Here is a 13,490-nt window from a genome sequence, read left to right on the forward strand (position 1 = left end):
CATTGGCGAAGGGTATCGACGATGGCCTTCCAGCACAGTGCTTGGACGAATGAACAATGGATCACTAAGCTTTCCACGCTGCCCAAAACAAAAAAAGAGAGCATAAAACGAATGGCACTTCCAATCACAGACTTGATCGTGGCGACAGTTAGTAAGATGGTCGATGACTCCCAATCGGGGGCGTACAGAGAGCCAAGTCATTCGGATCTGGATTTCTACATTAGCCGCGCGGGACTATCGAACATCGACCCAAAGGTACAGGGTCAAACGGTGGGCAAAGCGAAGCGTGTACGGGCTGTGCTGTCCTGGGCACTCGATAACGACCAAGTTGCCGGAGGAAAGCTGGTCGAGAGCTTGATTTCCAAGATAAGAGCTTCCGGTGGTTTCAGGGAAACGTCCGAAAACTATGTAGGAAATGATGTCATTTTGCGGGCCGTAGACGCCTTCAATTCCGAAGGCTATGTGCTCGCAATGGATGGAGATCTACGATCCAAGAACTTGGAATCACTAAGTGGCCGGAACCTCACCGAGGCACTACGAGCATATGCTAGACGCGCTAAGAAAGGTTCGGAAGACGCAGCGCTGCTCTCCGGCACAAGCAAAGACTTACTAGAAGCGACGGCGGCTCACGTGATAACAGTGAAGTTCGGCGCCTACCCTCAGCAAGCCAATTTCCCAGCATTGCTTGGCCAAGCCTTTGTTGCTCTCGGCATGGCTACGCCGGAAGACCCGCCATCATCGACAGAAGCTCCATGCCGAGTTATGGAACGCGGCATGTATCACGTTGCGGTAGGCGTTAATCGTCTTCGAAATAAAGAAGGCGCCGGCCACGGCCGGCCTTGGTCTTCTGGCATTACAAAGGTTGAAGCAGAAGCGGCGGTAGAGGTAACTGGCGTAATCGCTGGGTACATGCTGGACAAGCTCAACACATACTAAAAGTGAAGATCGCCTGACTCTCACAGCTCTAGCGACTTGCTCTGACGCTGCTGACATGTGCTTCTTCGTGGTCGTTAGCTTAAAAATCCGGTCTGATACCGGAGATCCCCTAGAGAAAAGACAGATCTTTAAGGTTCCGCGCTGGTAGGAGTGGCCCATTTCCGACTTCAGTAGCTCCCTCAAATTTCGCGGGAGATTCGGCCTTCATCTTTTACACCTCCTGGCTGACACTCTCCGTCGTCCTCATTCCGAGGACATCAGAGACACCATCGGGAGACGAAAAATGAAAGACTACCTCGACGAGAAAAAACTGCTCATTCGTCAAGGCCATCAACTATGGCACCTCCATAACGCCTTGCTCGAAAACCCTGAGGAGATAGTGATTTGCGAGATGGCCAACGTGTATAAAGAGGTCGGTCGAGTGCGAACCATAGCTGAAGGCATGGTTCTGGCTGGTGCGAATATCACCGCCTACCGCAGCACCGAAGAAGGAGAGCGGGTGATGCAGCGCACCCGTGACAATCTCAAAACTCGCCCAAAGGGCGACCCACTTTTGGCTTAAGGAGACGAAAAATGGATCGCACGTTCCAGCCTATAGAGCGTGCGCTCAAAGATGAGTTCGAACGCATTGGGCGAGAGTATCCGGACCGAGAGATTAAGACAGCGATTGAGGACGGTATCGTCCGAAAGGTCATCCGCGAAATTTTGTCCTTGCCACCCCACGCAAAAGTCCCCGGTACAGCGGACGAGCATAGCTTGCTGGAAAGTATCATCTGCTTGGTAAGCAGTCATAACAGAAAGTGGCTGAGTGAAATTCAGGTTGCGATCCCATACAGCCGGCTCACTTCGAAGCTACGCCCAAAAGATGCGCAGTTGAAAGCCAAGGTACCAGTACGCACGGTTCCCGATGAGGTCGTAGGCTCCTGCATGTTGTCGGACATGCAGCTTCGCAACTACTTTCTTAAATGGCTATGGATGTGTGTTCCTGAATCCGAGTTGGAAACCTTTCCACACCTGCTGTCGCTGTTCAACCAAAATGAAGACGCGGCAGAAACGACAGATCGGTTAGAAGTCGTCATGGAGTCAGGGGCTTGGGAGGTTCTGACCAAATGCCAACAGTTCGTGTATGCCTCCGAAAAGAAAGCGCGCCCAGCGAAGAGAAAGAGCGTTCGGGAATACAGTAACGAAGATATAAAAGGCATTCAGGCCAAAATTCTTGCATCTATGACACAGAGCGTCTCTGAAAGTACTTGGCGCTCTGACCTCCTCAACACGCTACCAAGCCAAGATGGATTGTTCGCCAAACTGCTGATCAATGCTGCTCTCAATCGCTTCATTTTGGAGAACTGGGCGTTCGAAAAGCGCACCCGATCTGTGGCCGAAATTCACTCAGGCTTTTTATCAGAGCTTGAAGAAACTGCTCCTGAGGGACTAGTTCAGATGCTCGATGAGCACCGAATCGAGGGGAAAATCTGTCACCGTGATCTTGCCTGGAGCATGCTCCAGCATTCTCTTTCGAACCACAGAAGTGGCCTAACACCCACTGTCGTCGAAGCACTTGATGCGCAGAGCGATGCGGTGCTCGCAAGTGCGGCATTAAAAGAGTACGAGGCCGAAAGAGAAGTGAACCGCATTTTCAGCCTTGATTCTGACACATCGCGCGCCATGATCTGGTTAGCCCTAGCGTGGATCTATCTCAACGGCAAGACACTGCCCAATGACAATCCCACCCTTCATGCGACTGGTTTTCGTCCCGTGTCACGTCGAGCGAAAACGACGCAGATTGGTCAAAACATGGTTTCACTAAGACGCGTCCTATCATCACTACTACTCAACCATCATCATGAGCTTCCGTCCGCAGAGCGAAGCGGCCTGCATGCAAAGTGGGTCATTGATGTTAGAAGCACAGTGATTCGAACTCTCCTCGATAACTTCAAACAAGCGACGCTATCTCAGTGGGACAGCGCCCTCACGAGCGGGATGACGGATATTGCCCTGAGGGATTTGCTAGGCCGCTGCGGCCTGCCTTCGAGGCCCGTGTAACACATGTACAAACAGATCAGGTCAGACGGAAGCGATCACTCATGGACGCTTTCGCCGAATTGGTACATTTCGGCGGCAGCTTAGGGCCGTTTGCGGTCATGAGCGACCGGCGAAAGATGACCGCTTTCGAACCTTTCCACATCACGTCTTTGTTGACTTATCCTTCGGTTGCGCCTGGCATCACGCGTCGAACTCGGAGCTGCTCCTTGTACTCCTCACAATATTCATCGATCAGAATCTGCCGAGGCATATCGCTAAACATGTTGCCACTGTTGGCAAGTTCGTGATTTGGTGGTGGGGCCGTCGCAAAACTTCCATTCATTGCATCTACGACAAGGATATAAGAAAAGAGATGCCGTGCTTCCAGCCCACGAACCTGCCAGTTCGCCGCAAGTTGTTTGCGAGCATGGTATTTAGCTGCTTGATTTTTAGACCAAAAAAGCAACGCATGGATACCCTTAGCATGCCCCAAACCAAAAGGTGCTCCGGTTTCCAAGTCGAAGAAAGTCCAGAAAGGGGTTCCAACGCAGAGTTCGGTTGGTATCGCATTATGACGAAGCCGCATTCCTAACAGCTGTCCAATTGAGGGAATCTCTTCGATACTCAAAGCTGAAATTCGGTTCCGCTCAGCGAAATCCTTTGCTCCAGATTGGAAACCGCTGGCAGAAACGATGACGCCTACTACATCAGAAAACTCGCCGATCTTAGCTTTGAAAGCCAATACATCGTTGCGTTCTACTCGTCGTTTTGTATTTTTACACTCAATAGCAACTCGATGCCGTATTCCAGCCACCTCAAACTCGTAATAAACGTCAATTTGATACTCGGCGCCTTCTCGGCCCATCAAACAAGCATCCTTCGCAACCACGACGTTGTGGCCACCAAGGCTCAGAAGTGTTTGATAAACATATTGAACGTGGTCCTCAAAATCCCTCCAATTTAGTGAGCTGGAGGGGTCGGCACGTTGCTGTTCTAGGGTTTCTATGAGGCCTAACATCGACCGCTGGATTGTTCTAGACATGGCGGGAAAGGTTCGAATTGGAAGCCATTGGAAACCGACGCCATAACGCCGGAGTGCATGCCTGTATTTTATATGAGTTACATTGCGCCCCGCATTAACTCAGCAGAATGCATCTATGAGGTGAATGGGCAAGATGCTTCAGACACGTGACGGGGCTGCTACTGGCCGTTCCCTGAAACTCACGTCAGGCAGCAATCGGTAAACTGCTGCCTACGCACCATTACAAGTCGACTAGGGCTTGCTCGGATCTGCCGGACGCCAAATTAGTTTGCTGGTGTCATACCCCCTGTCGCTGAGCAATCTTTAGCAGCTGTTCGCGGTTGACGCCGGTAATTTCAGATGCGCGTGAAAGTACCCATAGATATTCTCGATTCGGGTGGCCGACCAATGCGAACTGGTAGGCGGGGTCGTGGTAAAGCACCCAATACTCACCTTTGGCTATTCCTGGTGCAATGCGGCTGAACCAGTTATCAAATTGCACCCACAGTTTGTCTGTCTTACCTGGCTGCTGCGGATCGGCAATTCCGCGTACCTCTTTCCAATCGCCACCCTCCTCCCTGCAACGATTGGTGACGTCAATGCGGCCATCATCACGTAAACCATAATGCGCCTCTGACTGCTGGCAATTCCGCTGAAAGAACATAGGTAACCTGGCCTGCTCATACCAAGTGGCCTGGTATTTCTGAAGGTCGACTTGCATGGTCGTGGGAGGGGGCTTCTGGCTTGGGCCTGCACATCCGGCGAGTGCTAAACCCAGGGAGGAACGTAAAGCGATCTTGCGAATCGACATATCGACCTCCAGTTTGTCAGGAGAAACGCACATGTCATTGGAGATAAGTGAGGGTGAAAAGTGCTATCAATTTCTTGATGGCGGCGTTCACAGTTGGGACGGGCCGATTGCTGCCTTTCGCGACCGGCAGCATTCGGCCAAAAGCGATTGGTCATGAGCGGTTGCTAGCGATCAGAAACAGGCATTTCAGGTAAAAAATCGTCGACTTGTCGGTAATAGGAACTAGACCTACCATCTGGTATCCATTGGCGCGATGAACCAAATGGATCGGCAGTTCCAGACAAAGGAAGGCGAGCAATGGCGATTCAGAGCGGCAGTGAGCGCGGTTCAGAGTGGCGGCAGTGGGATTTGCATATTCACACTCCAGCGTCATTTGAGTGGAGCGGGCAGAAATTTGACCGGAAGAACCTAGGTTCACCTGCTAACAACGCCCTTGTGGACGAGATGATTAAGGCGCTGAATGAGGCGGAGCCCGATGTCTTTGCGCTGATGGACTATTGGACGTTTGACGGCTGGTTTGCGCTGAAACGCAGATTGAGCGAGCCGGACGCCCCGAAGTTGACGAAAACTGTCTTCCCTGGGATTGAGCTGAGGCTTGCTGCCCCTATGAAGGGCCGCCTTAATGCCCATGTTCTGTTCTCCAACGAGCTGAATGACCAGATCCTCAAAGATTTTTTATCCCACCTCCGACTCGCCGAAAATAGCAGGCCATTGTCAGATGGGGCTCTCATTGATTTTGCCAAGCAAGTTCCGGACGCGCTTCTCAGGTATCACGGTTTCAAGCCTGAGCAGGTGGCAGCAGATGATGCGCAGGCCTATATGGCTGGCGCTAAAATTGCCGAGTTGACTTGTGACAGCTACAAAGAGGCCATAGCAAAAGTTCCTGATGAACAAGCTATTGGGTTCATGCCATACGATACGAACGATGGCCTGAGCGATGTGAAATGGACAGATCACTACGCTTATTTCATTGGGCTGGTACGATGCTCTCCGATTTTCGAAAGTCGAAATCTAGATGTCCGTGCCGCTTTTGTCGGGGAAGAAACACCCGGTAATGCCAAGTTTTATGTTGGTATAAGAGAGGGATTGAAAGACGTATCTCGCCTAGTTGTGGCCGGAAGTGATGCGCACTGCTTTGTTGGTATTCATGGAAGCAATGATCGTCGTGGATACGGCGACTTTCCGTCAGACAAGAAAACCTGGATCAAGGCTGACCCCACATTTCGTGGGTTGCAGCAAGCAATACTAGAGCCCGCAAAGCGCTCATTCATAGGCATATCACCGCCGAAGCTAGATCATATCGCGGCCAACAAAACGTATTTCATCGACCATGTGATGATCAGCAAAGTGCAGGGATCTGCACTGGCCTCGCACTGGCTGGGCGATGTCCAGCTTCCGTTGAACTCCGATCTTGTCGCCATAATTGGCAACAAGGGGAGTGGCAAAAGCGCTCTGGCTGACGTCCTGGCTCTGTTGGGCCATTCGCGCCAGACCAATCACTTCTCCTTCCTTCGAAAGGAGCGGTTTCGGGGGAAGGCTGGAGAGCCTGCTCGACAGTTCGAGGGGCTCATCATCTGGCATGATGGAACCATTAACACCTGCAATCTCAATGCGGACCCGCCCGCCGAGATGGTTGAAATGGTGAAGTATATCCCTCAAGGACACTTCGAAGATCTCTGCAACGCACATGTTACCGGCCAATCTAACGCTTTTGAAAATGAGCTTAGGGCGGTCATTTTCTCGCATACCGATGATGCAATCCGTTTAGGCGCACTGGATTTTGACCAGCTAATTGAGCAGCAGGAGAGCACGTACCGCCTTCAGCTGAACGAGTTTCGTAAGGATCTGAAACGGGTCAATCTTGAGATCGCTACCTACGAAAACCAACTCCATCCTTTAGTCAGAAAAAGCCTAACGGAACAACTGACCCTCAAGCGACGGCAACTTGCGGAGCATGAGGCTGTGAGGCCAGCGGCAATTGAAAAGCCCTCTGCTGAGCTATCACCTGAGCAAAAAACGACGGCCGAGGCCATTGAGGCAATCGCTGCAAATCTCAAAAGTTTGGAAGATGAACACAACAAAGCTAATGAGAAGGCCTCACAGCTAGCGGCCAAGAGCAAGGCCATCAAGGACGTGAGGGAGCAAGTCCGGTTGCTCCAGCGTACCTACGACCAGTTCGTGAACGACACCAGTAGAGATCTCGACCTATTGGGCCTGGCCGTCACCGACGTGGCGAAAATCGACTTAAATCTTGGTACGTTGGCACAGTTCGAAGAAGCGTTTTTAGCTGAGCAAAGGACCATTGGTATTAGGGCCACCGCAGCGGAAGGTGAACGCCAGGAACTCATAGGGAAGCAAGTCGAAGCTAAAGCGAAGTTGGATCAACCTCAGCTGTTTTATCAGAATCATCTGCTCGCAGTTCAAGAGTGGGAGAAGAAGTATCTGGAGCTTATTGGCTCTAGTGACTCTCCAGAAACGGTGAAAGGACTGGAGGCTAGGATCGCTCAAATAGATGCTCTGCCAGAGTTGTTGAACGCGCATCGGAGCGTTCGACTGGCATTGGCAGGCGAAGTCTACGACATCCTCGATGCTCAGCGACGAGCTAGGGAGGCGCTGTTCAAGCCGGTTCAAGAACTAATTCAGGGAAACAGTCTGATTCGCGAGGAGTACAAACTCCAATTCAAGGCGAAGCTCGGCGGCTCAATTGACGCTTTCGCCACCAGCCTTTTCACTCTGCTGAAGCAAAACGTCGGCGAGTTTCGAGGCGAGGACGAGAGCCTCAACACAGTGCGCCGATTGGGCGAAGCTGCTGATTTCGACAACCGTGAAGAGGCTGTTGTTTTTGCTCAAGCGCTGCACGACAGGATCTCAGCTGCGGCCGCTACGATTGGCGACAGGGTTGAATACGGCATCGACTCAATGCTGCGTAAGGACAAAAGTGCGAATGAGGTTTATGACCTCCTATTTGATCTTTCCTACCTAGAACCCCGGTATTCGTTGACGTTTCAAGATGCTGAGATCGAGCAGCTCTCGCCAGGTCAACGGGGTGCTCTGCTCTTGATCTTCTATCTGCTGGTGGACAGGGGGCGCAACCCAATCATTCTGGATCAGCCGGAAGAAAACCTCGATAACGAAACTGTGGTGAGCCTTCTTGTCCCAGTGCTCACCGAGGCTAAGAAGCGTCGGCAAATCATCATGGTTACGCACAACCCGAACCTTGCGGTTGTCTGCGACGCGGAGCAAATCATTTGGTCTCATTTTGATCGAGCGAACAGCCAAAAAATCTCCTACACCGCAGGAGCCATTGAGAGCCCTGCTATCAACGGGCATGTGGTGAAGGTGCTTGAGGGGACGAAGCCTGCCTTCGATAATCGCAGGTTCAAATATCATTGATGAGCGCCCGGCATAATGCATCCGTACCGATGCAACTGTGCCGGGTGCTTCCTTCACTGGAATCTACCCGGCGTTACTGCCGACTCAGCGACGTAATGCTCGATGACATGTTTTTAATCCACGACGGAGTCTCTAGCTACCCCTTTTACAGCGACTAATGGATGGTCGACATTCATGACCGCCATCCGTCGTACTGAGCGCAGAGCATGCTCGGGAGTGTGGTGATCCGAATGCCTCACCGCTACGAGCTTCGGAACTAGCCTGGCAGTGCTCTCGGAAGGTTGGGGACGTCGGCTGGTATCCGGTTGGTAAGGAGGTCGAAAACGTGCGGAATCAGGGGTCAGAACTGATTGACCCACTGGTTGCTTGGCTGCGATGACCCTGTAGCTCGCCATCCGAGTCGCGCAGCTCGACATCAACCCTACGAGCCAGGTCTGATAAAAATCTTGGTCCCAATGGCCATATGGGCCCAAGTGACGCGCGCGCGATAATCACGAGCATGACTAATTTGATGCAGAATCAGATACGCGTGACGAGTCAAAGTGGTCATAGCGAGAAAAATCCAGATGGCGAGTCGACTCTCTGATGGCAATTCGCCCCCAAAGAGCACTATGCTCGTGCCTTCGTATGGCCGGTAACGTGTCAAGGCGAACTCGCCAACACAACCTTCCGAAACAATTTATCTGCCGACTCGCATCAATATTCGTGGCTACGGCCGTCGTCCACTCAGGAAAAGGACATCCAGATGAGCATGATCACATGGGTAAAAAAAGAGAACAAACCCAACGCGGTGATTTTCGTACACGGGCTAAAAGGAGGACAAGAAACCTGGTCTTTTGACGATAACGTCTCATTTCCAAGTCTTTTAGCGGCCGACCCACAGCTCATCGACCGTTACGATATCGGTTGTTTCAATTATTTCACCACATTCACCTCATCGTACGGTGTTACCAAAAGTTTATTTGCGCGTCTGTTTAGCTCAAGAACGAGTATCAGAACAAATCTTCCGATCACTGAAATCGCTCAACTGCTACGTACAGAATTTGAAGTCAATCTCGGTGATTACGAGAAAGTCATGGTCATAGCACACAGCATGGGCGGCCTGGTATCTAAAGCATGCATCCTTGGCCAGCTAGAGGAAACCCAATCAACGGCTGTTAAGGGCTTCATTTCTCTGGCAGTCCCCCACACGGGGGCGAAAATCGCAAACATGGCGTCCTTTATATCCTCGAACGTCCAACTTAGTGACCTGAATGTTTTGAGTGACGCGGTCTACCAATTCAGCCGCGATTGGATTAATACGTCCACCCCACCCCCTACGAAATACATCTACGGCGCCCATGATAAATTTGTTGACAAAAAAAGCGCACTAGCAATTGAAAGTCTGAAAAAAGACTCTAGAGCGGTGGATGAAGATCACACCAGCATCTGCAAACCTAAAAGTAAAGAAGAAACAGTTTATAAGGCGGTAGTCAAGTATATCCTGGAATTTGAAGCGGCATACAAAGCTCCACTCGCGGTGCAGGACTTCAAAGACAACAATCAATATGATGATCATTTCTTTGTTCTTAAGATGGTTATAGCAGACGTTCATGAGGGCATTACAGGCAACGCAAAGGGATACTTCTTCAACGCGGAAGAAGCCAGAAAACTGTTTACCAGCGACCATGACAAAAAGCTTCTAAGCGTACTATACGGAAAAGTAAGAGAAATTTATCGTCAAGAACACGAACACCACATTGCGAATAAGACTACTCCAGATCAGTTTGTGCAAAGAGTTCATGCCAAAATAATGAGCGAAGACGGTTCATACCTGAAAACTTTGTTGGCTGAGCTAGATGGTGTTCACAAAAAAGGCATGATCCACCAACTTGCCAACAAAGAGGATATTGATGTTGTATGGTCAGCGAATACGTGCCTTGAGGATGTACTGGCGAAAAAAGGACCCTCACAATGAACCAAACACTTCCATATCTACTGTTAGACGATGACTTTTCGCTTAATTATTCCTTACTTGCACTTATAATTTATAAACTGGGAATATCCTCCAAAAAAAATGCAGTGCTAGACTTCGAAAAAATTCAAGTATTTATATATCTTACAAAAAACCCATCAAAGATAAACGAAATACTGCGATTGGCAGGTAAAAAATTTGCACCCATCAACTCTCAGTACACCTACACAATTGAGAGTTTATCAACAAACGTGGACATACTCTTTGACCGATCGAAGCTTAAAGCTTTAATCAAAGAATTAGCAGCACGTGGAATGTTAGCATGCGATGACAAAACAGATCCGAATTCAATTAAGTACTTACTGAGCCCGACAGGAAGATCTTTTGTAGAAAGCTTGATTAGTCCAACCCTCCACGATGCAGTAGCGTACTCGCAATCGACCTCAGCCAGTCAAAATAGCCAAAACTATTTCTCTTCAGTTCAAGAGTTGATAGACAGCCTCTCAGCTTTACAAACGCAAACAACTAGCAAACTTTATTCATTTCTCAATGAAGCTTTCAAAAGGAATTGAAATTGAAATCTCACATTAGCATTAGCGGCTTAAATCTTGTCGGCTATCGGAAAATATACTCAATACCATTTTTTCCAGGTGTAAATATTATCTATGGCGATTCAGATACAGGCAAGTCGAGTATTTTGGAGTTTATAAACTATTTACTCGGCGCCAGCAGCATCGAACTCTCGGATGAAGTTAAGGCATCCATTGAATATGCCGCTCTAGAGCTGGAAATAAATGGTGCCTCTCTCACTATAAAGCGCAACATTTATGATCCTAAAGAATACATAGAAGTCTATCCATGTGTATTTGAACAATGCGCAGACTTCTTTCCAAAAAAATATTCACCTAATTTCACAGACACACAATCTCCTGATGGTTTTTTTTCCGACTTCTTGCTGGATAGCTTAGGCTTCCCGAAAGTGAAAATTAAAGTTTCACCGTCAAAAGCAGATTCTGAAGTAAAACGGCTCAGCTTTCGAAATCTATTTAAATATGTGTACGTCAACCAAGACGATGTCGGAAGCAAGAGCTTCTTAGATTTGAATAACTGGATAAAATCCACTACCAATCGTGAAGTCATTAAATACATTTTCAATGTGCTGGACTCAAGCATAGCAGAGCTAGAAGTCCAAATTGCAGAACACACTCGCGAAAGCAAGAAACTCCTCAACAAATATACATCCGTTTCTGAGTTTTTGAGAGAGACGGGTTACGACAGTCAAACCTCCATTGATGATTCGATTACAACAATAGACAAAATAATAGATACATTAGAAACTGAATTTACAAAAATCAATAAATCTATGGTCGCCAGTTCTCAAAACCATACTGAACTTAAAGCTATTTTCAACGAACTATCACTGAATGAAAAACATGCAACGCAAGAAATTATCAAAACGAGAGCACAAATAGAAAAATACTCACGTTTGAAAAATGACTATGAAAATGACATTGAGAAAATAAATGGCATTATTCATGCGCAAACTAGAATTGGACAAACCACATCGCACGCTAACCCTTGTCCTGTCTGCGACGCGCCCATCGAGCCAACGCACGCAACGAATAGCTTTCAACCAGTTAACAGAGACACCTTGTCAGATGAGCTGAACTCCATTCAGAAGAAGAAGAAAAGCATACAGTCGCTCATTGATGAACTATCTTCTAAATCGCGAAATTTGTCTAAAGACCATGCAGCATATAATTCGGACCTGTCGCGCGCCAGAGAAATGTTAGACACCGAAAGTCAGGCAATGATCACGCCATATCTCACGCAACGAGATACTCTAGTTAAGGAAATAGCATCCAACAAAAAAGCTCGTGACTTCCTACTTAATAACATCCGCGTTAGAAATCAACAGCAAAAAATCCATGATGCTTACGAAAATTTAAACCTCATAATTAAGCAACTAAACGAGCGCCTAGCTGAACTTCGGGAGACAGCACCCAGTGTTGCAGAGGTGTTAGAGACGCTCGGAGATTACCTGTGCAAATACCTCAAGAAAGTAAACATTAAAAGACAAGAAGGGATCAGCATCAGCCCCAAAAGCTTCGCGCCTATTATCCGAGATCGCGACTACCTGAACATAACTTCGGGAGGACTTAGAACAATATCCTCCGTTGGCTTTATGATTTCCCTCCTAGAGTATGCGGTTGATTCAGAAATAAACCATCCTAGATTATTGATGATCGACACCGTAGGAAAGTATCTGGGAAAAACGACCAAAGAGAAATATCAGGATCAAACTAACGTACAGGAGGATACTCGCGAAGGTATTTCCGACCCCTTGAAATATCAAAACATCTATGAGTATCTGCTCAGTGTGGCGACCAGAGCCGAAGAAAAAGACGTCCCATGCCAGATTATTTTGGTAGACAACGACGTTCCTGATACTTTTATCAATCGGTATAAGGCTTATATCGTTGCTCACTACAGTTCCACTGGCGAAAACGGGTTGAGCGTGGGGCTGATAGACGATATTGAACAATAAAACACATATAACTTAAGGATGAAGGGGCGGATTTGTTTCCCAATGCTAATATATTCCCCCCTTTTTCCATCCCACCAGAGTTGACTTCCCTCGTCGGCGATGGCCAAGTACCTCCTAATTTATTGGGGAGACGACTTGAGGCGGTTAAATTTCACCGACTTCTTATTGCCGATCTTTGCCGACCCAATCGAAACACGCGGTTCACATAGATATTCACAACCGTCTGATTGCATGGGAACAACTCGCCAAGCAAGTGCGATTAACAACCCATTCTATGTCTCTAGGTCTTAAGGCAGTTTACAACGTAAATGAAGCCGAGCACCGCTAGGATTGGCAGAGTCGAAACGCTGAACTGATGCTTGTTCTAGAATAATGAAATTCTGGTATCCACAATATGGATCTTAATCCATGCCATTTGATACTAGCGCACATGCTTTCAATGTCTCGACCATCACATGACCATCCTCTACCATTTCTAGTGCGCTAATGACTTCCTGAACGGTGAGTTTGGTTTCAATTTCGACTTCCACGTCTGGAAAAATAGGATCTGGGACGATCGTGATTTTCTTCAGCGATGTGGCTTCAGGCAGCGCTAGAAAGCTAAGTACATCGTCGCGGCATTCGGCGCGAAAGGAATACGTGCTTATGTGGTTAACGTTCACATTTTGTTTAATCATAACTTCACCATTTAGTTGATAATATTTACGGCAGAAGCTAGCGAGCCGTGTCTAGGAAGTCGAGCCAAAACCGTCCAAGTTCATGGCCCCTCAGGAGCAAGCGCTTTCCGCTCGATTCGATGAACGTA

The 13,490-nt window shown here is 48.5% G+C and carries 9 protein-coding genes and 1 pseudogene; 7 read left to right on the forward strand and 3 right to left on the reverse strand.

Annotation, left to right across the window (positions count from 1 at the left end; all coding sequences use genetic code 11):
* The first annotated feature begins 21 nt into the window (after positions 1-21).
* The 3 genes from M1D99_RS26420 (at position 22) to M1D99_RS26430 (ending at position 2,979) form a co-directional block, all read left to right on the forward strand.
* Entirely contained in the window at positions 22-936 is a 915-nt protein-coding gene (locus M1D99_RS26420) for an abortive infection family protein (protein WP_225936089.1), read from the forward strand.
* 283 nt (positions 937-1,219) lie between these two features.
* Positions 1,220-1,498: a hypothetical protein gene (locus tag M1D99_RS26425; protein ID WP_217861177.1), complete on the forward strand. Its 279-nt coding sequence runs from the start codon at positions 1,220-1,222 to the stop codon at positions 1,496-1,498.
* A gap of 11 nt (positions 1,499-1,509) precedes the next feature.
* A complete protein-coding gene (locus tag M1D99_RS26430; RefSeq protein ID WP_458131021.1) occupies positions 1,510-2,979 on the forward strand; it encodes a hypothetical protein in 1,470 nt (489 codons plus the stop codon).
* A gap of 157 nt (positions 2,980-3,136) precedes the next feature.
* Here M1D99_RS26430 and M1D99_RS26435 read toward each other — a convergent pair whose 3' ends face one another.
* Both M1D99_RS26435 and M1D99_RS26440 read right to left on the reverse strand, forming a co-directional pair.
* Positions 3,137-4,000, reverse strand: a complete 864-nt coding sequence (locus tag M1D99_RS26435) for a restriction endonuclease (RefSeq protein WP_217861175.1) — start codon at positions 3,998-4,000, stop codon at positions 3,137-3,139.
* 231 nt (positions 4,001-4,231) lie between these two features.
* Positions 4,232-4,790: pseudogene (locus M1D99_RS26440) on the reverse strand (lipocalin family protein).
* A 297-nt stretch (positions 4,791-5,087) separates the two neighbouring features.
* On the opposite strand from M1D99_RS26440, the gene M1D99_RS26445 reads away from it, so the two are divergent.
* From M1D99_RS26445 to M1D99_RS26460, 4 genes are all read left to right on the forward strand, one after another.
* A complete protein-coding gene (locus M1D99_RS26445; RefSeq protein WP_458131022.1) occupies positions 5,088-8,183 on the forward strand; it encodes a TrlF family AAA-like ATPase in 3,096 nt (1,031 codons plus the stop codon).
* A 745-nt stretch (positions 8,184-8,928) separates the two neighbouring features.
* The gene (locus M1D99_RS26450) at positions 8,929-10,140 is read left to right on the forward strand and encodes an ABC-three component system protein (protein WP_458131023.1); all 1,212 of its coding nucleotides are present in this window, start codon (positions 8,929-8,931) and stop codon (positions 10,138-10,140) included.
* Entirely contained in the window at positions 10,137-10,709 is a 573-nt protein-coding gene (locus tag M1D99_RS26455) for an ABC-three component system middle component 4 (RefSeq protein WP_458131024.1), read from the forward strand. The genes M1D99_RS26450 and M1D99_RS26455 overlap by 4 nt, the downstream gene beginning before the upstream one ends.
* Positions 10,710-10,711: 2 nt before the next feature.
* The gene (locus M1D99_RS26460; protein WP_458131025.1) at positions 10,712-12,685 is read left to right on the forward strand and encodes an AAA family ATPase; all 1,974 of its coding nucleotides are present in this window, start codon (positions 10,712-10,714) and stop codon (positions 12,683-12,685) included.
* 401 nt (positions 12,686-13,086) lie between these two features.
* Here M1D99_RS26460 and M1D99_RS26465 read toward each other — a convergent pair whose 3' ends face one another.
* Positions 13,087-13,362, reverse strand: coding sequence for a hypothetical protein (locus M1D99_RS26465; RefSeq protein ID WP_458131026.1), 276 nt, complete (start codon positions 13,360-13,362; stop codon positions 13,087-13,089).
* Positions 13,363-13,490: the final 128 nt, after the last annotated feature.

The sequence above is a fragment of the Pseudomonas sp. R3-41 genome (assembly GCF_054161485.1).